The sequence below is a fragment of the Polynucleobacter asymbioticus genome, from assembly GCF_018687575.1.
In the GTDB taxonomy this organism is placed as follows: domain Bacteria; phylum Pseudomonadota; class Gammaproteobacteria; order Burkholderiales; family Burkholderiaceae; genus Polynucleobacter; species Polynucleobacter asymbioticus_C.
This window is the reverse complement of record NZ_CP061297.1, coordinates 1,213,851-1,235,258: the sequence shown is the minus strand read 5'-3', so window position 1 is coordinate 1,235,258 and position 21,408 is coordinate 1,213,851. Positions and strand designations below refer to the sequence as shown.

Annotated in this window: 16 protein-coding genes; 14 read left to right on the top strand and 2 right to left on the bottom strand. The window is 47.3% G+C overall.

From position 1 onward, the window contains the following. Positions 1–4: 4 nt before the first annotated feature. Genes smc through ligA form a run of 3 tightly spaced genes read left to right on the top strand, consistent with a single transcriptional unit; the run spans position 5 to position 6,622 of the window. A complete protein-coding gene (gene smc, locus AOC19_RS06120) occupies positions 5–3,526 on the top strand; it encodes a chromosome segregation protein SMC (protein ID WP_215374862.1) in 3,522 nt (1,173 codons plus the stop codon). A gap of 18 nt (positions 3,527–3,544) precedes the next feature. Beyond that, on the top strand, positions 3,545–4,597 hold the full coding sequence (locus AOC19_RS06115) for a cell division protein ZipA C-terminal FtsZ-binding domain-containing protein (protein ID WP_215374859.1): 1,053 nt from the start codon (positions 3,545–3,547) through the stop codon (positions 4,595–4,597). A 9-nt stretch (positions 4,598–4,606) separates the two neighbouring features. Next, the gene (gene ligA / locus AOC19_RS06110) at positions 4,607–6,622 is read left to right on the top strand and encodes an NAD-dependent DNA ligase LigA (RefSeq protein ID WP_215374856.1); all 2,016 of its coding nucleotides are present in this window, start codon (positions 4,607–4,609) and stop codon (positions 6,620–6,622) included. Positions 6,623–6,627: 5 nt separating this feature from the next. Here ligA and AOC19_RS06105 read toward each other — a convergent pair whose 3' ends face one another. Then, complete coding sequence (locus tag AOC19_RS06105) at positions 6,628–9,231, bottom strand: [protein-PII] uridylyltransferase (RefSeq protein WP_215374853.1); 2,604 nt, start codon at positions 9,229–9,231, stop codon at positions 6,628–6,630. Between the two features lie 22 nt (positions 9,232–9,253). Next, complete coding sequence (map, locus tag AOC19_RS06100; RefSeq protein WP_215374850.1) at positions 9,254–10,090, bottom strand: type I methionyl aminopeptidase; 837 nt, start codon at positions 10,088–10,090, stop codon at positions 9,254–9,256. A gap of 256 nt (positions 10,091–10,346) precedes the next feature. On the opposite strand from map, the gene rpsB reads away from it, so the two are divergent. From rpsB to lpxD, 11 genes are all read left to right on the top strand, one after another. Next, positions 10,347–11,096: a 30S ribosomal protein S2 gene (gene rpsB / locus AOC19_RS06095; RefSeq protein ID WP_015421433.1), complete on the top strand. Its 750-nt coding sequence runs from the start codon at positions 10,347–10,349 to the stop codon at positions 11,094–11,096. After that, positions 11,096–11,974: a translation elongation factor Ts gene (tsf, locus tag AOC19_RS06090; RefSeq protein ID WP_046330462.1), complete on the top strand. Its 879-nt coding sequence runs from the start codon at positions 11,096–11,098 to the stop codon at positions 11,972–11,974. The genes rpsB and tsf overlap by 1 nt, the downstream gene beginning before the upstream one ends. Positions 11,975–12,163: 189 nt before the next feature. Then, entirely contained in the window at positions 12,164–12,874 is a 711-nt protein-coding gene (gene pyrH / locus AOC19_RS06085) for a UMP kinase (protein WP_215374847.1), read from the top strand. An 11-nt stretch (positions 12,875–12,885) separates the two neighbouring features. Next, positions 12,886–13,446, top strand: a complete 561-nt coding sequence (gene frr / locus AOC19_RS06080) for a ribosome recycling factor (protein ID WP_215374844.1) — start codon at positions 12,886–12,888, stop codon at positions 13,444–13,446. Between the two features lie 30 nt (positions 13,447–13,476). Continuing rightward, positions 13,477–14,250 carry a polyprenyl diphosphate synthase gene (uppS, locus tag AOC19_RS06075; RefSeq protein ID WP_215374841.1) on the top strand — a complete coding sequence of 258 codons (774 nt, stop codon included), beginning with the start codon at positions 13,477–13,479 and terminating at the stop codon, positions 14,248–14,250. 20 nt (positions 14,251–14,270) lie between these two features. Next, positions 14,271–15,098 carry a phosphatidate cytidylyltransferase gene (locus AOC19_RS06070; RefSeq protein WP_215374838.1) on the top strand — a complete coding sequence of 276 codons (828 nt, stop codon included), beginning with the start codon at positions 14,271–14,273 and terminating at the stop codon, positions 15,096–15,098. Next, positions 15,098–16,288 carry a 1-deoxy-D-xylulose-5-phosphate reductoisomerase gene (gene ispC / locus AOC19_RS06065; protein WP_215374836.1) on the top strand — a complete coding sequence of 397 codons (1,191 nt, stop codon included), beginning with the start codon at positions 15,098–15,100 and terminating at the stop codon, positions 16,286–16,288. Before AOC19_RS06070 ends, ispC begins: the two co-directional genes overlap by 1 nt. Before the next feature lie 12 nt (positions 16,289–16,300). Continuing rightward, on the top strand, positions 16,301–17,434 hold the full coding sequence (locus AOC19_RS06060) for a M50 family metallopeptidase (RefSeq protein WP_215374833.1): 1,134 nt from the start codon (positions 16,301–16,303) through the stop codon (positions 17,432–17,434). Between the two features lie 56 nt (positions 17,435–17,490). Then, positions 17,491–19,779, top strand: coding sequence for an outer membrane protein assembly factor BamA (gene bamA, locus AOC19_RS06055; RefSeq protein ID WP_251368094.1), 2,289 nt, complete (start codon positions 17,491–17,493; stop codon positions 19,777–19,779). An 18-nt stretch (positions 19,780–19,797) separates the two neighbouring features. Then, on the top strand, positions 19,798–20,325 hold the full coding sequence (locus AOC19_RS06050) for an OmpH family outer membrane protein (RefSeq protein WP_215374827.1): 528 nt from the start codon (positions 19,798–19,800) through the stop codon (positions 20,323–20,325). A 5-nt stretch (positions 20,326–20,330) separates the two neighbouring features. Further along, on the top strand, positions 20,331–21,386 hold the full coding sequence (gene lpxD, locus AOC19_RS06045) for a UDP-3-O-(3-hydroxymyristoyl)glucosamine N-acyltransferase (protein ID WP_215374824.1): 1,056 nt from the start codon (positions 20,331–20,333) through the stop codon (positions 21,384–21,386). The last annotated feature ends 22 nt before the right edge of the window (positions 21,387–21,408 follow it).

Here is a 21,408-nt window from a genome sequence, read left to right as displayed (position 1 = left end):
CGCCGTGCAACTGAAATCCATCAAACTTTCCGGCTTTAAGTCCTTCGTCGACCCAACCCATTTCGAAATGCCAGGTCAATTGATCGGTGTTGTGGGTCCTAACGGTTGCGGAAAGTCGAACATTATTGACGCGGTACGTTGGGTTTTGGGTGAGTCTCGCGCCAGTGAATTGCGTGGTGAATCCATGCAGGACGTTATTTTTAATGGTTCTGGATTGCGCAAACCATCTGGTCGTGCCAGCGTAGAACTCATTTTTGATAATTCAGAAGGACGCGCTCAAGGTCAATGGAGTGCTTTTACAGAATTAGGTATTAAACGCGTTCTGACACGTGACGGTAACTCTAGTTATTACGTGAACAATCAAGTGGTCCGTCGTAAAGATATTCAAGATATTTTCTTGGGTACGGGTATGGGGCCAAGAGGCTATGCCATCATCGGACAAGGTACGATCAATCGCATCTTAGAAGCAAAGCCAGAAGAGCTACGTGTTTTCTTGGAAGAGGCTGCTGGTGTTTCTAAATACAAAGAGCGTCGCAAAGAAACAGCCTCCCGTCTTGAAGATACAAAAGAAAACTTAGTACGCGTAGAAGATATCCTACGTGAGCTCGATCAACAGCTCACCCGCTTAGAGAAGCAGGCAACCGTAGCTGAGCGTCATGCTGAACTCTCTACTGAGATGAAGTCTCAGCAACAGTTACTCTGGTTTGTGCGCCAGACTGAAGCTGGCAAAGAGCAAGAGCGTCACGCTAACGGCATTCGCGACACTCAAGTCAGCCTGGAAGAGCAGACCGCAAAAATGCGTCATGCTGAAACTGAACTTGAAACCATGCGTACTGAACAGTACGCTTTACAAGACAAGGTTTCTCAAGCTCAAGGTGACTTGTATCAAACCAATGCTGATGTGAGTCAGGTTGAGTCACAGATTCGTTATGTGCAAGAAGCGCGTCAGCGTCTGCAACAACAATCCCTAGATTTACAAGCTCAACTACAACGCTGGACCGTTCAAGAAACGGATGCTGCGCAAGCACAGCGTTCGGCCGAGCAAGAGCTCAGCCTCGCTGCAGAAAAAGAGCAAACACTCATTGCAGATTTATCTGGCTTGCAAGAGCAAATGCCAGCTCGCGAAGAGGCTTATCAAGTTCATGCACGTGAACTCAATGATGCCCGTGAGAACCTGGCCACGATTGATCAGCGCTTAGCTAGTTTAGGTGAGCGCGTTAAAGCTATCGCTACACAAGTAGAAGAGCTCAAAGGGCGCGATACCCGTCTTGAGGCTGAGCTTGCAGGTATGCGCAGACCCGATGCTGAGGCATTGCAAATGGCAATTGATCGTCATGCGATGGCACAACGCAAGGTGGATGAGGCTAGACAAAAAGCGGGAGAGGCACAACAACGTGTTCCTGCAGCTGATGAGGCTCGTAACACTGCGCAACAACAGATTCAATCAGCTAACCAAGAGTTGGCTCAAACCGAAGCAAAGCTCACTGCACTGACTGCATTGCAAGCTAGCGTTCAAGCTCAAGGCAAGATTGGCCCATGGCTTGAGAGCAAAGGCTTAAAAGAGAGCAAGCGTTTATGGCAAGAGCTCAAAGTGGAGAGTGGCTGGGAAGCTGCTCTGGAGTCCGTATTGCGCGAGCGTTTGGCTGCTGTTACAGCCAAGAGCGTTCAAGAAACTTTAGCTTTAGCAAATGATGCCCCTCCAAGTCGTTTAGCCATTTTGTTAACGGAAGATATTTCTCCTGCGCACACAACTGTGCCAGCAGATTTCACACCTTTATTGACTCGTGTTCAGAGCGCAGGCGCACCCGGTGTTGCTGGCGTATTGCAAGAGTGGTTAGATAACATCTACATTGCCAATGGCCTGGAAGATGCATTGAATCGCCGTGAGAAGTTACCCGCTGGTGGTGCTTTTGTTACTCAACAAGGTCACTTAGTCAGTCGTGTAGGTGTGCAGTTGTACGCCGCTGACTCTGAGCAAGCTGGCATGTTGGCACGCGCTCAAGAGATGGAAGGTCTCGAGAAGCAATTGCGTGCACAGAAGTTAATTCAAAGTGAGTTGCAGGGTGAGTTGGATCAATGTGTTGCCAACTATCAGGCCGCACATCAAGCTGCTGAGCAAACTCGTATTGCTGCAGAGCAAGCTGTACAAGAAGTACACGGCTTTGAAGTAGAAAGAATGCAATTAACTCAAGCTGAAGAAAAGTACAGCCAACGCGCTGAACAAATTCAGGGTGAGTTAAGCGAGTTGCGTCAGCAGATGGAGCAATTGACTCAAACTCAAGAGCAATCAGCGGAAGAGCTTGCTCAGTCAGAAGAGTCTAAGCAAGGCTTGCAAGAGAATCTGGCGATCGCTCAAGAAAAACTCGAGCTAGCTACTCAAGAGCGTGATCGTCTGCGTGAAGCGTTGCGCTCATCTGAGATGTCAGCTCAAGAGGCAGCATTTGCCACACGTTCTTTACAGCAACGTATTGCGGATTTGCAACGTGATCAAAGTACTGCACGTGTGCAGATTATGGAGATTCAGGATAAGCAAGCTACTTCCGAGCAAGAGTTGGAAACGCTCAGCGATGAAGAGGCGCAAGATAAATTACAAGGCCTCCTGCTAGCTCGCAGTGCTCGCGAAGCAGCATTGGCAAATGCCCGTACTGAGCAAGATGCTTTATTGCATCAATTACGTGAAGCGGATGAAGTGCGCTTGCAAATTGAGCGTAGTCTGCAGCCAATGCGTGACAAGGTCGTGGATTTGCAGTTGCGTGAACAGGCTGCCCGTTTGAACTTTGAGCAGTTTGCAACCTTACTCTCTGATGCCGAAGCAGACCTCACCGCATTAGAAGCGAGCTTTAGTCCAGATTTGAAGGTTGGTGCTTTGCAAACCGAAGTAAACCGCCTCAATTCAGAAATTCAATCTTTGGGTCCGGTCAATATGGCCGCCTTGGATGAGCTCTCCAGTTCACGTGAGCGCAAGCAGTTCTTGGATGCACAATCGGCTGACTTGAACGAAGCGATGCAGACTTTGACGGATGCGATTGCCAAGATCGATGCGGAAACTCGTGATCTCTTGCAAGGTACGTTTGATCAGGTGAATACCCATTTCGGAAAACTGTTCCCCGAACTATTCGGTGGCGGTCATGCCGAGTTGGTAATGACTGGTGAAGAAATTTTGGATGCTGGCGTTCAAGTGATGGCTCAGCCTCCAGGCAAGAAGAACAGCTCGATCTACTTACTCTCTGGTGGTGAAAAGGCCTTGACTGCGATTGCCTTGGTCTTCTCCTTATTCCTCCTTAATCCTGCACCGTTCTGCTTGCTTGATGAGGTTGATGCACCTTTAGATGATGCGAACACCTTGCGTTATGCGCAGATGGTTGCCAAAATGTCGAATAAGACACAATTTGTGTTCATCTCACATAACAAGATCACTATGGAAATCGCTCATCAGTTGATTGGTGTGACCATGCAAGAGCAGGGTGTATCTCGTATTGTGGCGGTGGATATTTCTTCTGCGGTATCTATGGTGGAGGCGGCTTAAGTGGATCTAGAGCAATTCATGACAATGCTAGGTTTGTCTGACTTGCAGTTCGCTTTGGCTGTGATTGGCCTACTGATTCTCATATCAGTCGCCATTCTGAATCTTAAATACGCTCGTGCACGCCGCAAGGCAAAAGCTGCTGGTGAATATTCTGCTGATGATCGCTTTGCAAAGGAGCCTTCTTTTGGCTCAGGCTTTGCTGAGGCTGAAGAGCGTGCTGAGCCTACATTTGGTGATGTCAATTTTTCAACCCCCTCGATTCCTGAGAGTTTCTCAATTGACCCTCGCATTGATTGCGTCATTACCCTGCGTTTTGACGAAGGGATTAGTGGCGCTGAAATCTTAGAAGAAATCAATGCTTGGAATGATGTTCCTGTAACTTCAGCCGCACGTTGGATGTGTGAGGGCTTAAATGCGGATATAGATGCTGCTGAAGACTGGGAGGCGTTGCGCCCGGAAGCGTCTTACTCTGAGCTACAGCTGGCTATTCAACTGGCGAGTCGCCGCGGCCCAATTGGTGTTCTGGAGCTATCTGATTTTTGTTCTCGTGCTCAAGCATTGGCGGAGACCTTGGGTTCCCAAATTGATATGCCCAGCGTGAATACCATGCTCGAAAGTGCTAAAGAGCTCGATGCCATGGCTGCTGAAAGCGATATTCAATTAAGTATCAATGTGCTTTTCGATGAGGCGACTCCTGGTGCTAATTTCGATGCCTTGATGCGCAAACGCGGTTTTAGACTTTCTCGCAATGGCCGTGCCTATGAGTTTTATAGCAATGGCACGCTCATCTTTACCAGTGCAGAGATCGATCCAAATGCACCTGTTAAGCAAGTCACCTTATTGCTTGAAGTCCCCTTGGTGTCGCATGAAGAACGTGCTTTTGAACGCATGCTCAGTGAGGGCTTTGAGATTTCTCAAGCTGCCCATGGTCGCTTGGTTGATGACAACGGCATCAATTTGACTGAAGCTGCAGTGATCAGCATTCGTCAGCACCTTGATGCCTTATATGCCAATCTTGAGAAGGGTGGCGTTCCGGCTGGCTCTTCTACTGCCAGCAGACTCTTTAGCTAAGGAATCGCTTTGTCGTCCTTAAGTCCGACAAATTTAGCGGATCGCTACGCATTCTTACAGACTGAGTTAGCACGCTTAGAGCATGCTTATTACGTCCTCGATAACCCCATAGTTCCTGATAGCGAGTACGACCGTCTATATCGAGAGCTCATCGAGATAGAGGCAAGTCACCCAGAATGGATTACTGCAGATTCACTTTCACAAAGAGTGGGCGGTGCTGCATTAAAAGAGTTTGACTCCGTAACCCATGCTGTGCCGATGCTCTCCTTGAATAATGCGTTTGAAGATGCAGAGCTCGCTGCTTTTGATCGACGTTGTCGCGAGGGTTTGCATGTTGATCAAGTAGATTACGCAGGCGAACTCAAATTTGATGGTTTAGCAATCTCCTTGCGCTATGAAGATGGATCCCTAGTGAGGGCGGCTACTCGTGGTGATGGCGCTAGCGGTGAAGATGTCACTGCCAACATCAAAACGATTCGGGCTATTCCACTCAAGCTCTCTGGAGACAATATCCCAAAAGTATTAGAAGTGCGTGGTGAAGTCTTTATGTATCTCAAAGACTTCCAGAGCATGAATGAGCAAGCTGCTGCCCATGGTGAGAAGGAGTTCGCCAACCCCCGTAATGCTGCAGCGGGTAGTTTGCGTCAGTTAGATTCCAAGATCACTGCCAAGAGACCGCTCTCATTCTTTGCTTATGGACTTGGGGCGCTAGAGCCGCAATCTTGGTTGCCAAAAACCCATGAAGAATTACTCAATGCTTACGTCAAGCTGGGTTTACCAGTTTGCTCAGAGCGCCGTGTTCTTAAATCTGTAGAAGAGATTTTGGCTTTCTATAACGAAGTTGGTGCCAAACGCGATTCTTTGCCTTATGACATTGATGGTGTGGTTTATAAGGTCAACTCCTTTGCTGAACAAGCCAAGTTGGGTTTTGTATCCAGAGCTCCTCGTTTTGCTTTAGCCCACAAGTTCCCTGCACAAGAAGCCTTAACTACCGTTCTCGGAATTGATGTGCAAGTAGGACGCACGGGCGCTATCACCCCAGTTGCAAGACTTGCTCCAGTTGAAGTAGGGGGTGTCACCGTCACTAACGCCACCCTCCACAATGAAGACGAAGTGAAGCGTAAAGATGTGCGTATTGGCGACACCGTTTCAGTGAGACGAGCAGGGGATGTCATTCCGGAAGTGGTTTCGGTAGTCAAAGAGCGTAGGCCAAATGATGCGCAAGAGTTTGTCATGCCAACAAATTGCCCTGTATGTGATTCACATATCGAGCGCTTGGCCGATGAAGCAGTAGCCCGCTGTAGTGGCGGCTTATTCTGTGGCGCACAGCGCAAGCAGGCATTAATTCATTTTGCCCATAGAAGGGCTTTAGATATTGAAGGTTTGGGCGAGAAGATCGTTGATCAATTAGTCGATCACAATCTAGTTAGAACCCCGGCTGATCTCTATCGCCTCGGCTTTACTGCAATCGCCAACCTAGAGCGCATGGGTGAGAAGTCTGCTGATAACCTGATCCAGGCAATTAACCAATCTAGAAACACGACCCTAGCGAGATTTATCTTTGCCTTAGGTATTCGTCATGTGGGTGAGACTACTGCCAAAGACTTGGCCAATCACTACCAAACTATGCATGCCCTGATGGATGCCACCCTCGAAGACTTGCTGACGGTTAAAGACGTTGGCCCTGTAGTAGCAGACTCCATCACTAGCTTCATGGAAGAAGCTCACAATCGCGAAGTGATTGAGCAACTCCTGGCCTCAGGAATGCAGCTCTCCGTAGAAGAAAAAGTCATCAGCGCAGCAGTTGCAGGAAAAACCTTTGTACTTACAGGTACATTCCCAACAATGACGCGTGACGAAGCAAAAGCTCTTCTCGAAAAAGCAGGTGCTAAAGTCGCTGGCTCAGTCTCCAAGAAAACCGACTACGTAGTTGCAGGATCAGATGCTGGCAGCAAACTCACTAAAGCTGAAGAGTTGGGTGTTCCGGTAATTGATGAAGCAAGCATGCTTCAACTCTTGACTTAAGACCCTTAAGCCCCTAGTGCCTCGAGCAAATCCGTCTCCAGCAAGATCTGTAACTTTGGATTCTTGCTCAAGTTAGCCGCATCCAATAGAAATACGTCTTCTACTCGCTCACCCAAGGTGTTGATGCGCGCGGTGTGAAGTGAAACCTGATGCTTAGCCAAGACCCTGGAGATTGCATAAAGAAGGCCGGTTCTATCGCTAGCCGATAGTGACAGTGCGTAGTAGTGACCACGCTCATCCGGAATCATGTGCACGCGTGGCTGAATAGGGAAGGTGCGAGACTGTCTTGAAAGTCTTCCCATGCTAGGTGATGGCAGGGGATCATTATTTTGTAATGCAGCTGTGAGCTCGTATTCCACTAGTTGAATCAGATCACGATAGCTTCCACCTTCATCCACCAAATTACTGCCTGAGATCTGGAAGGTATCTAGTGCATAGCCATGTTTTGTTGTATGAATACGGGCATCCCAAATTGAGAAACCGTGGCGCTCAAAGTAAGCGCAAATTCTGGCGAAGAGATCTTCTTGATCCTTCACGTAGACGGCAATCTGCAAACCTTCGCCAACCGGTGAGAGGCGGGCTCGTACGACAGGAATATCGCTATCCACCTTGTTATAGAGATGACGTGTAAGCCAGGCAATATCTGCGGCATCTTGACGTAAAAAGAAGGCAACATCCAATTGCTTCCAAAGATTCTCGTAAGCAGAGTCCTCAATTGCGTAAAGACGCAACTTGGCACGGGATTCTTCTTGATGTTGTGCCAGCTCTGAAGATGCGTCTGGCTTTGCGCCACCCAATACACGTAAGGTAACTCGATACAGATCCTCCAATAGTTTGCCTTTCCAGGCATTCCATACTTTAGGGCTAGTTCCACGAACATCGGCAACCGTCAATAGGTACAGCGCAGTGAGATGGCGCTCATCACCCACCTTATTAGCAAATGCTTGCACTACCTCTGGATCTGTAATGTCTTGTTTCTGGGCAACTTGACTCATGTTTAGGTGCTCTGCAACTAGCCAAACCAAGAGTTCGGTATCTGCTTTGTCTAGACCATGATCTTTTGCAAACTTGCGCATGTCAGCTTTACCAAGCTCGGAGTGATCACCACCACGTCCTTTGGCAATGTCATGAAAGAGGGCGGCAATGACTAAGAGCCAAGGCTTCTCAAAATGGGCGATCAAGCTGCTGCAAAAAGGAAACTCATGCGTATGCTCAACCACCATAAAGCGACGCACATTACGCAGCACCATCAGGATATGTTGATCGACTGTGTAAACGTGAAACAAGTCATGCTGCATTTGACCGACGATTCTTCTGAAGGCTGGTAGATAGCGACCGAGGACGCTAGTGCGATTCATAAGCTGGAATGCACGACTAACTCCCTCAGGCTCTTTCAGGATCTCGATAAAGAGTGCGCGGTTAACTGGATCCTTGCGCCATTTGCTATCCATCTTCTGGCGTGCGTTGTACAGAGCTCTAAAGATCGTTGCAGATAGACTTTTGACGTTAGCTGTTTGTGCAAATACTAAGAAGGTTCGCAGAATTTGCTCTGGGTGTTTCTGAAACAACTGAGGATCGGTGATATCTAGAACACCTTGACGCTCAAAAAAGCATTCATTGCCTTCGCCGGCAATAGCATGAGTTGTTTTAGATTCTTGAGGGAAGAGAAGTGCTTCAATATTTTGCAAAAGCACATCGTTTAATTGATTGACTGCTTTCGCTGCCCAATAGTAGCGACGCATGATTGCTTCGCTGGCTAATCTAGAAGATTCTTCTTCGATGCCCATAGCTGCAGCAAGAGGGGCCTGTAAGTCAAACGCCAATACGTCTTGCCTACGCTTTGCAAGGAGGTGCAAGTTAGCGCGCAGGGTTTCTAAAAAACGCTGGTTGCGATTGAGCTCGGTTAACTCACGTTGAGTTACCAGCCCAGCAAGACTGAGATCTTTAAATGTATTACCTAGGTGCGCTGCTTTACTGACCCAAGAAATCACTTGAAGGTCACGTAATCCACCAGGGCTCTCTTTGCAATTGGGCTCTAAAGAGTAAGGCGTATCTTGGTATTTGTAGTGACGCTGGATTTGCTCTGCCAGCTTGGCCTGAAAGAATGACTTTGGATCTAAGGTCTTCTCATAAACAGATTCAAATTCTTTGAAGAGGGCTTTCTTGCCGCAGATGAGTCGTGATTCCAATAGGGAGGTACGAACGGTAATATCTTGCTCTGCCTCAGAAACACATTCGGCAACAGTGCGAACGGAGGACCCAATCTCTAAGCCAGTATCCCAACATTGCGCTACAAACTTTTCAATCTTGGCAGCCAATACTTCTTCGAAGAATTGCTTATCTGCGGGTAGCAAAATCAGAATATCAATATCCGAATAGGGAAATAATGCGCCTCTACCAAATCCGCCCACAGCTACTAGAGCAGCATCTGTATTTAAGTCACATGAGTTCCATAAGCTGATGAGGAGTTCATCACTGAGCTTGCTTAGTTGCTTGGTTAGTCGCCCAACAACTTGGTGCTCGCGAAATTCGGCATAAGCGAGCTCGCGTGCAGCTCTTAAACTGGCAATATCTGCAATGGGCTTCATTGCTGCGAGAGTTTCACCCATTGCGCTTGAGTTAATTGAGTAATTAAGCGTTGGCTAGGCTTGGTCTAAAAGACAGACCCTTAACGCAATCTGGAGCCGGATTGCTGCCCTCTGACCAAGTTAACACCTCAACGCCAGTTGCCGTTACCAAAAGCGTGTGCTCCCATTGTGCGGAGAGGCTGCGGTCTTTGGTCTTGACTGTCCACTGATCAGGCATCGTGCGAATGTCGCGTTTGCCAGCATTAATCATTGGCTCAATCGTGAAGGTCATACCTTCTTTCAATTTCTCACCAGTGCCGGGGCGACCATAGTGAAGAATTTGTGGGTCTTGATGAAATACTTTGCCAATCCCATGTCCGCAATATTCACGAACAACCGAGTAGCCTGCTTTTTCAGCATGGGTCTGGATGACGTGACCAATGTCACCAAGCGATGCGCCAGGTTTGACTTGTGCAATGCCAAGCCACATGCATTCAAAGGTAATTTGGGTGAGACGTTTAGCTAATACTGAAACCTCACCAACCATAAACATGCGGCTGGTATCGCCGTAATAACCATCTGGCGTAATGACGGTGATATCCAGGTTCACAACGTCCCCGGTTTTTAAAATCTTCTCACCGGGAATGCCATGGCAAATCACATCATTGACCGAAGTGCAGATGGATGCCGGAAAGGGTGGGTAGCCTGGCGGCTGATAGTTGAGTGGCGCTGGAATGGTCTTTTGGACATCGCGCATGTACTCATGACAAATGCGATCCAATTCAGCTGTACTGACGCCAGCTTTAACGTGTGGCGCAACGTGGTCAAGAACTTCACTGGCTAAACGGCCAGCTTCGCGCATCCCTTGGATGTCTTTTTCGGCGGTAAATACACTATTCATGCCTTGATTATCAACGACTTGGGGCTTTTTGGTAGATTCGTAATGCTTAAATAATAGGCAAATGCATCATTAAATGGCATTTCTGAGCAGGTTTTCTAGTTAGGGGCTAGGGGTGGGGCGTCTAGACCATTGATATTTAAGCTATAATTTCGCTCTCAGGTCAATTTTGATCTGAAATCGCGGGTTGAGCCTTCCAGGGTGGCGTTTTTTAGCGCAGCTAGGACTCAATCTTAGAAACTAACCCTTAGGAGAAGTTATGTCAGTAACTATGCGTCAAATGCTGGAAGCCGGTTGCCATTTTGGTCACCAAACCCGTTTCTGGTCCCCAAGAATGGCCCCTTATATTTTCGGCCATCGCAACAAAATTCACATCATCAACTTAGAAAAAACATTGCCAATGTTTCAGGACGCCCTGAAATTTGCAAAACAAGTTGCTGCTAATCGTGGAACCATCTTATTCGTTGGTACTAAGCGTCAATCACGCGAGATCATTGCTGAAGAAGCTGCTCGTGCTGGTATGCCTTACATCGACAGCCGTTGGTTGGGCGGTACGCTCACGAACTTCAAAACTGTTAAAGGTTCCCTCAAGCGTTTGAAGGATATGGCAGTTGCTAAAGAAGCTGGCGATTGGGAAAAGCTTTCCAAGAAAGAGGCTTTGACTAACGATCGCGATCTCGACAAGTTGCAAAAAGCGCTTGGCGGTATTCAAGATTTGAACGGCGTTCCTGATGCTATTTTCGTAGTGGACGTTGGCTATCACAAGATTGCTATTACAGAAGCTAACAAGCTTGGTATTCCTGTTATCGCTGTAGTGGATACCAACCACTCACCAGAAGGTGTTGATTACATCATCCCTGGTAACGATGACTCCAGCAAAGCTGTTCTTCTCTACGCTCGTGGTATTGCTGATGCAATCCTCGAAGGTAAATCAAACTCTGTTCAAGAAATCTTGACTGCCGTTAAAGAAGGCGAAGAAGAGTTTGTTGAAGAAGGGAAAGCTGAATAATGGCCGCTATTACCGCTGCAATGGTTGGCGAGTTACGCGCCAAGACTGATGCTCCGATGATGGAGTGCAAAAAAGCATTGACTGAGGCTGATGGCGATATGGCTCGTGCAGAAGAAATTCTGCGTGTAAAGCTGGGTAGCAAAGCTGGTAAAGCGGCATCCCGCGTTACTGCCGAAGGTATTGTTGCTTCAGCTATCAATGGCACTACAGGTACTTTGCTTGAAGTGAACTGTGAGACTGACTTCGTTTCAAAGAACGATGATTTCTTAGCATTCACACAAGCCTGCGCAAATCTGATTTCTGAAAAGAATCCAGCTGACGTTGCTGCATTACTTGCATTGCCAATGAACGGTCAAACTGTTGATGAAGTTCGTAGCGCCTTGATCGGTAAGATCGGCGAGAACATCATGCCACGCCGCTTCAAACGTTTTGCTGGTAGCAACAAGTTGGTTTCTTACCTCCACGGCACTCGTATTGGTGTCATGGTTGAGTTCGAAGGCGATGAGACTGCAGCTAAAGACGTAGCCATGCATATTGCTGCGATGAAGCCAGTGGCTTTGTCGATGGCGGATGTTCCTGCTGAAGCAATTGCTGTTGAGCGTAGTGTTGCTGTTCAAAAAGCTGCTGAATCTGGCAAACCACCAGAAATCGTTGAGAAGATGGTTGAAGGTTCTATTCAGAAGTACCTCAAAGAGGTTTCTTTGTTGAACCAAACTTTCGTGAAAAACGATAAGCAATCAGTTGAGCAAATGCTCAAGGCCGCTAACACCACAATCAAGGGTTTCACCATGTTTGTTGTGGGCGAGGGCATTGAGAAGCGTCAAGACGACTTTGCAGCAGAAGTTGCTGCTCAGGTTGCCGCTGCTAAAGGTGCTTAATTAGCTCCAAAACTGCTGGGCTTGCCCAGTAAGGCTGTAATACCCAAAAGGGCATGGAAACCTCGGTTTCTATGCCCTTTTGTTTGATCCGTGCCAAGCCCTTTATAATTTGGGCAAGCTATTAAAAAGTACTTAAAGATCAATAAGCTAAGCGAGTAAATTGCTTAGCAAATTACGGAAAATAAAACGATGCCAGCCTACAAACGTGTTCTCTTAAAACTCTCTGGTGAAGCCCTCATGGGAGACGATGCTTTTGGCATCAATCCAGTCACTATTGATTCCATGGTGAAAGAAATTGCCGATGTAGTGAATAGCGGTGTTCAGCTGGCTATCGTGATCGGTGGAGGAAATATTTTCCGCGGTGTAGCAGGTGGTGCGGCCGGTATGGATCGTGCAACGGCTGACTACATGGGAATGCTTGCCACCATGATGAACTCGCTTGCACTGCAAGATGCATTGCGCCAAAAAGGGGTTGAAGCTCGCGTGCAATCTGCTTTGAGAATGGATCAAGTGGTTGAGCCATACATTCGTCCGCGTGCGATCCGTGCATTAAGTGAAGGCAAAGTAGTGATCTTTGCTGCGGGTACGGGTAACCCATTCTTTACAACTGATACCGCTGCTGCCTTACGCGGCGCCGAGATGGCTGCAGAGATCGTTCTAAAGGCTACCAAGGTTGACGGTATCTATAGTGCTGATCCAATGAAAGACCCAACGGCCACTCTTTATAAAACAATTACTTTTGATGAGGCCATCATCAAAAACTTGCAAGTGATGGACGCAACTGCATTTGCTTTGTGTCGTGATCGTAAATTACCAATCAAAGTATTTTCAATTCTCAAGCCAGGCGCATTGATGCGTGTGGTTCAGGGTGAATCTGAAGGTACTTTAGTACACGTTTAATAGGAGGCTTGATGTCCGCAGCAGAAATTAAAACCACTACCGATCAAAAGATGCAGAAGTCTCTTGAGGCTTTGAAATCCAATTTGGCGAAGATTCGTTCTGGCCGTGCAAACCCAGGAATTCTGGAGCACATTCAGGTGGATTACTACGGTAATCCAACGCCGCTCAGCCAAGTGGCTAGCTTGGGTTTGGCTGACGCTAGAACCATTAATGTTCAGCCATTTGAAAAAACGATGGTTGGTGCTATTGAGAAGGCGATTCGTGATTCTGACTTAGGACTTAATCCGGCTTCACAGGGCACGGTAATTCGTGTGCCAATGCCTGCTTTGACAGAAGAGCGCCGTCGTGATTTAACTAAAGTAGTGAAGAACGAAGGTGAAGATGCCAAAATCGCTGTGCGTAATTTGCGTCGCGATGCCAATGAACACCTCAAGCGCTTAACTAAGGATAAAGAAATTTCTGAGGATGACGAGCGTCGTGCTACTGACGATATTCAGAAGATGACAGATCGTACAGTTGTTGAGATCGACAAGCTCGTCGCTGAAAAAGAAAAAGAGATCATGACGGTTTAATCGTCAGATTCACTTTCCATTATTCGCTTCATGACACAGCACACTAGCTCTACCCTGGTTGTTCCGGAGATTAGTGCTATTCCTCGCCATGTTGCCATCATCATGGATGGCAACGGGCGTTGGGCAAGTAAGCGTTTCATGCCGCGCGTAGCGGGGCACTCAGAAGGATTGGGAGCAGTCCGTAAAATTGTTCAAGAGTGCCGCCGCCTTGGTGTGGAATACCTCACCGTTTTTGCATTTAGCTCTGAGAATTGGCGTCGTCCACCGGAAGAAGTGGGCTTTTTAATGAAATTGTTTTTAAAGTCATTAAAAAGTGAAGTCTCACGTCTTGCTGAAAACGACATCTCTTTACGCCTCGTTGGCGACTTAAGTCGTTTTGATTCTGCGATTCAAGAGATGGTGCAATTTTCCGAAGAAAAGACAGCAGGTTGTAAGGGGCTGACCTTTACCATTGCCGCCAACTATGGTGGACGCTGGGATATTTTGCAGGCGATGCGTCAATGTTTAGTTGCCAACCCCGGCTTGAAGCCCGAGCAAGTCTCCGAAGAATTATTGCAGACCCATCTATCAATGGCTTATGCACCAGAGCCCGATTTATTTATTCGTACCGGTGGTGAGCAAAGGGTGAGCAACTTCTTATTGTGGCAGTTAGCCTATACCGAGTTGTATTTCACGGATACCCTTTGGCCTGATTTTGATGAAGCTGAATTACATAAAGCTTTCGATTGGTTTAGTCAGCGCGAGCGTCGCTTTGGACGCACAAGTGCTCAGTTGGCTTCCGAGCCATTGAGCGACGCAGTCTAAATTACCTCACATACTTCCATATGCTTAAAACCCGAATCATCACTGCCACTATCTTGATGGCAGTGCTATTGCCTATCTTGTTCTTATTGCCTCCGATCTACTTGGGTGGATTTTTTCTAGTGGCGCTAGTGGCTGCCGCATGGGAGTGGAGTCGCATGATTGCACCAGGAGCCAAGAAGGCCGCCTGGCTTTATGCTGTTTTTTGCCTGGCTATTATTCTGTTGTTGCTAGGTATGCAGGCAATCACATGGCAGTTCTCTTTGTTGATGATGGCAGTTCTATTTTGGTTTTTTATAGCGCCATTCATTTTGGCAAAAGGCATGAACCTCTCTCTTGAAAAGTTCAAATCTTTCTACAGCATTCTGGGCCTGATCATTCTTCCAGCGACTTGGTTCGCCCTGGTCTTCTTGCGTGAGCTCGGTCTAGTCTTCTTACTCAGCAGTATGGCTTTAGTTTGGGTTGCTGACATAGGTGCCTATTTTGTTGGTAAAGCATTTGGTAAGCACAAGCTAGCAGCTCAGATTAGCCCAGGCAAGTCGATCGAGGGCGCTGTGGGCGGTCTATTTCTTTGTTATGTCTACGCATTCTTATGCGTCACCTATTTACCGCTAGGCGATACTTTGTTTGGTGCTTGGGCTATCCAATTTGGTTGGGTACCCATGTTGGTAATGGTCACCGTATTGGTAGCGTTCAGCGTCTTCGGAGATTTGTTTGAGTCTCAGCTCAAGCGCCTAGCTGGAGTGAAGGATAGTAGTCATCTATTGCCTGGTCATGGGGGTGTGCTTGATCGTGTTGATGCGCTGATACCAACTATGCCCATTGCCGCTTTGTTGGCTGGATTCATTTAATGTCTTTGAAACACGTTGCCATCCTGGGGTCTACGGGGTCGATTGGTGTTAACACCTTAGATGTGATCCGCGCCCATCCTGATCGCTTCAAAGTGGTGGCTTTAACCGCCGCAAAACAGGTTGAACGTTTGGCTGAGCAATGTATTGAATTTAATCCGGCTATTGCGGTGGTCGCTGATGCCGATGGTGCCGCTCAACTAAGTCGAATTTTGCAAGACAAAAAGATTGCTACTCAAGTTCTCTTCGGACCAAAGGCATTGGTTGAGGCCGTAACCGAATCTGGATGTGAGACTGTCATGGCAGCGATTGTGGGGGCGGCCGGCCTAGTGCCTGCTTTAGCCGCAGCACAAGCTGGCAAGAGAGTATTACTAGCCAACAAAGAAGCGCTGGTGATGTCAGGTAATTTATTCATGCAGGCCATGAAAGCAGGTGGTGGTGAGCTACTCCCGATTGATAGCGAACACAACGCAATCTTCCAATGTCTGCCAGATCGCTTTACTAAAAATCCATCCGAGCATTTGGGTGTTGAAGAGTTGTGGTTAACTGCTTCTGGTGGGCCATTCAGAGATAAAACACTTGCAGATTTAGTCGGCATTACCCCTGAGCAAGCTTGTGCGCATCCTAACTGGGTGATGGGTAGAAAGATTTCAGTTGATTCGGCGACGATGATGAACAAGGGTCTGGAAGTGATCGAAGCCTTTTGGTTGTTTGGTTTGCCTCTAGAAAAAATTAAGGTGCTAATTCATCCGCAGAGCGTAGTGCACTCGATGGTGCGTTATCGCGATGGCTCCGTGCTGGCGCAAATGGGCCAGCCCGATATGCGCACTCCAATTGCTTATGGGTTAGCTTGGCCTGAGCGTATTGATGCTGGTGTCACCCCCTTAAACCTAACGCAGCTATCTGGCCTTAGCTTTACGGAGCCCAATTTCGCTCAATTTCCTTGTTTGAGTTTAGCCTTTGCTGCCGCAAAGGCGGGCGCTACTGCTCCCGCTATATTGAATGCTGCCAATGAGGTTGCTGTTGCAGCCTTCCTGTATGATGGCTTGCCTTACTTAAAGATTGCGGATGTTGTCGAGCACTGTTTGAATACCTTACCTCCGGTTGCAGCAGATTCTTTGGAGGCCATTCTTGAGGCTGATGCGCTTGCCCGCCAGTCCGCGAATCAGTTCATTCGCGCTCTTCAGAAATAAATTGGTAGATTGATGCAGGCCTTAATTACTCTTGCTGCCTTCCTAGCAACATTGGGTGTATTGGTGAGCTTTCATGAGTATGGCCATTTTTTGGCAGCGCGTTTATGTGGGGTTAAGGTACTGCGCTTTGCTTTGGGTTTTGGTAAACCCATTGTTACTTTTCGTGCTCAAAATGGTACTGAGTGGGTCCTCGCCTCTATTCCTCTGGGTGGTTACGTCAAACTGCTCGATGGTCGCGATGGTCAGCAAACCATTTCAGAAAAAGAGCGTTCTGAATCTTTTGATGTAAAGCCGCTTTGGCAACGCTCTTTGATCGTAGCAGCAGGGCCCTTCGCCAACTTCCTACTGGCAGTCATTTTGTTCTCTGTAATTTATGTATCGGGCGTACCTCAATTGCCTGCTCGGCTCCAAGCTCCACCGGAGCAATCCATTGCTGCAAAACTGGGGGTTGCAGCAGGTGACCAGGTAATTGGATGGCAATCCCTCTCATCTGACAATAGCGGTACCCCGATTCTGGAAGAGTTTGAGGCTGTTCCTAGTTGGAATGCCTTACGTTGGCTTTTATTGGATGCACTTACCGCGGAGCAGGGCTTTGCGTTGGAGATGCAAGATGCCACTGGCGCTCGCCATCTGAAGTCTTTTAGACAGAGTGATTTACCCCCAGTCGCACCAGAATCCGACCCATTTCAGGCTCTTGGCCTGCTTCCCCAAATGAGTCTGCCCTCAGAGTGGACAGAGCTTAAATTAGGCCCTATTGATGCCCTAGCTTTTGCTAGTCAGCGAGTCTACTTAATCAGCAAGGTCTCCATGAGGCTAATGCTGGGTTTATTCACTGGCAAAACGACCCTAAAACAGCTGGGTGGGCCACTGAGCATTGCGGATATGGCAGGGAAGTCTGCCCAAGTAGGCTGGCAGCCATTTGTGGCCTTCTTAGCCCTCATGAGCATCAGTATTGGGCTCTTGAATTTAGTGCCTTTACCAATGCTAGATGGGGGTCAGCTCCTGTATGATGCATGGGAGTTAGTTGCTGGTAAGCGAATTTCATTATCCCTTCAGGAAAAGCTCCAAAAAGTGGGTTTTTTGCTGCTGATAGGTATTTCCTTACTGGCCTTGTTTAATGATTTGCAACGCTATCTTTCACCTTGAATTTTTTGACCCCTTCTTTTCGCTCCATCACTCGATTTGTTGCTCAAGTCGCTTTCATTCTTGCGGCAGGTTTCTGCCTTAATGCGCAAGCAGCTGATCCATTTGTTATCAAAGACATTCGAATCGAAGGTCTGCAGCGAGTTGAGCCGGGTACAGTCTTTAGTTATCTGCCAGTTCAGGTAGGTGATACCTTTACAGAAGAGAAGAGTGCTGAGTCCATCAAGGCTTTGTACAGCACTGGCTTTTTCCGGGATGTACAAATTCAAGCCCAGGGTAACGTGCTGATTGTTATTGTTGAAGAGCGTCCCACAATTTCTCGCATTGAATTTACTGGGATGAAAGAGTTTGACCAGGAAGTGGTGCGTAAATCCTTAAAAGCAGTTGGTGTGGCTGAAGCGCGTTTCTATGACAAAGCGTTGATTGATAAAGCTGAGCAAGAGCTCAAGCGTCAATATGTCGGCAAGGGTATGTATGCGGCTCAGGTAGTTGCAACCGTCACTCCGGTGGAGCGCAATCAAGTAGCGATTTATTTCAATATCGATGAAGGCCCTGTGGCCAAGATCCAAGAGATTAATTTCATCGGTAACAATGTGTTTAGCGAGAGCACGCTGAAAAGCCAGATGCAGTTAAAAACTGGTGGCTGGCTTTCTTGGTACAGCAAAGACAATTTGTACTCCAAGCAAAAGCTCACGGCCGACTTAGAGAACATCCGCTCTTACTACCTGAATCGGGGTTATCTTGAATTCGTGATTGAATCCACTCAGGTTTCCATTACTCCGGACAAAAAAGGTATCTACCTCACCGTTAGTATTCGTGAAGGTAATAAGTTCAAGGTTAAAGATGTCCGCTTGGCTGGTGAATTATTGGGTAAAGAGGCTGAGTTAATTCAGCTAGTTAGCCTCAAGCCGGGAGATACTTTCTCCTCAGCTAAGTTGACCGAGAGCACCAAGGCGATTGCAGAAATTTTAGGTTCGTATGGTTATGCGTTTGCAACCATTAACCCGCAACCGGATATTCGTCGCGAACTGAGTGAAGTTGATTTGACGCTCGTAGTAGACCCAGGTCGTCGTGTTTATGTCCGTCAGGTAAACGTTACGGGAAATGCCAAGACTCGCGACATGGTAATTCGTCGTGAGATGCGTCAATTTGAAAGCTCTTGGTTCGACACTGAAAAAATTGAGCTATCTAAGAAACGTTTAGGTAGGTTAGGCTATTTCACGGAGACTGATGTATCTACGCAAGATGTTCCTGGATCTCCAGATCAAGTTGACGTAAACGTGAAGGTGACAGAAAAGCCAACAGGTGCCATTACGATTGGCGCAGGTTTCTCCTCAACTGAAAAATTAATTCTCTCTGCTGGTATTAACCAAGAGAACGCCTTTGGAACGGGTACTGCGGTGGGTTTGAATTTCTCTCTCGGCAAGATCAATCAAAGCTTGGCATTGTCAAATTACGATCCTTACTTCACTGAAGATGGTATTAGTCGTTTCACTGATTTGTACTACCGCTCATCCAAGCCACTGTATTACACCGGCGATCCTAATTATCAAATTAAGTCTGTTGGTAGCAATATCAAATTCGGTGTTCCCTATACTGAGGTTGATCGAGTTTTCTTTGGAACCGGTATTGAGGCGTTCAGAATCTCTTCAAGCTCAAATACTCCGCAACCTTATTTGACTTACATGCAAGACTATGGCGTGCCTGCACCCGGTTACCCTAATACGCTGACTACATATAACGTGCCAGTTACTATAGGTTGGTCCCGTGACGGACGTGATAGTGCGCTGATTCCGTCTACAGGATCTTTGCAGCAACTGAATGCTGAAGTGGGAACTCCTGTCGGAAACATGATGTTCTACCGCCTCTTTGGCCAGTATCAAAAATATCACTCCTTCTCAAAGGGCAATATTCTGTCCTTTAATGGTGAAGTTGGTTATGGTGAGGCCTACGGCAAGTACCCATTCCCAATCACTAAAAACTACTATGTGGGTGGTATTGGGTCAGTTCGAGGCTATGCTCCAGGGTCGCTTGGACCCACCTACCGAAATACCTTTACCGGCCTGAATCAGCCTTCCGGTGGTCAGTCTAAAATCGTCAGTAATGTTGAGTACACCGTCCCGGTTCCTGGATCTGGAGTTGATAAAACCTTGCGCGTATTTAGTTTCGTGGATGGTGGTAACGTTTATAACGAAAATATCAATCTCGTCTTACGATATTCTTATGGCTTAGGATTATCATGGATATCACCACTGGGTCCACTCAAGTTCAGCTATGGTATTCCGATCAAATCGTTACCAACGGATAACATTCAGCGTTTGCAGTTCCAAGTGGGTACAGCGTTTTAATTGTTTAAGGAAAGTTTTATGAAGCTTCATCAATCTTCTACATGGATTCAATGCGGTTTAATAGCCGTGTTATCAATAATTGCTTTACCGCAGGCATTTGCTCAAGATGCTGGAACACGAGTTGCAGCTGTAAACGTTGAAAAAGTATTCAACGAATCGAATATGGCTAAGGCAAGCCAGACTAAGTTGCAAAATGAATTTATGAAGCGTCAGAATGAAATTCGTAGTAGCGCTGAAAAAATTAAGGCTGCAGCTGAAAAGTTAGATCGTGACTCGGCGGTGATGTCCGAGGCAGAGCGTTTGCGTCGTCAACGTGAGTTAGCAGATCAAGATCGTGAATTGCAACGCAAGCAACGTGAGTACACAGAAGATCTCAATCAGCGTAACTTCGAAGAGCGAGCCAAGATTGCTGAAAAAGCCAATCAAGCCCTTAAGCAAATCGCTGACCAAAGAAAAATTGATGTCATTATTCAGGATCCAGCCTATGCCAATCCAAAGGTTGATGTTACTGATGATGTCATCAAGGCCTTGAACAGTCTCAAGTAAGTTTTATGCCCACCGCCATCGAGCTAGCCGAACAGTTTCAAGTAAGCTTGGTGGGGGATGGCTCCCTCGCGCTTCAGGGCCTTGCTCCTCTAGAGCGAGCGCAGTCCACCCAAACCTCCTTTCTTTCCAATCCCTTGTATCGCCAGCAGGCTAGAGATAGCGCTGCTGGTGGCTTGATTGTTAGCCAGGCGGATTTGGATTTTCTTCAGGCAAATCCAAGCGCAAACTCTGCGCAGCGCGTGTATTTTGTCTCTAAAAATCCATATGCAACTTTTGCCAGAATGGCGCAGCACTTTGCTAAAGCTTCAGCGCCTGTTTATGCGCCTGGAATTCACCCAAGTGCAGCCATTGATTCTTCAGTAGCTATTCCTGCATCCTGCCATATTGGTCCGTTTGTCCAAATTGGCCCTGGCGTGAAATTAGGGGAGCGGGTCACCTTATTGGGTAATACTGCAGTTGCTAGCAATTCCACTATCGGTGGTGACACTTTGATTTACCCAAATGTCTCTATTTATTCAGAAACTACTATTGGCGAGCGTTGCATTATTCATAGCGGCGCTGTGATTGGTGCAGATGGTTTTGGTTTTGCCCCTGATTTTTCTGCCGCGGGTGGTGAGTGGGTGAAGATCCCTCAAACGGGTGCCGTAGTGATTGGCAATGATGTTGAAATTGGGGCATCAACCACAATTGATCGTGGCGCTATGAGTAATACCATCATTGGTAATGGCACAAAGATTGATAACCAAGTACAAATTGCGCACAACGTAGTAGTGGGTAGCTGCTGTGTGATTGCTGGTTGTGCAGCGATCTCGGGTAGCACCAAGATTGGTAATTTCTGCATTATTGGCGGTGCAGCTAATTTTGCTGGACATCTCACTATTGCGGATCGAACAACGGTATCCGGTAATACCTCCATTATTCGTTCGATTATCGAGCCTGGTCAGCATTACACAGGCGTTTATCCATCAATGCTCCACGGTGCTTGGGAGAAAAACGCTGCGATTCTGCGCGGTCTCGATAAAATACGCCAACGCTTACGATTATTGGATAAGTCTAAATAAACTTATCAGCATATTAATTAAT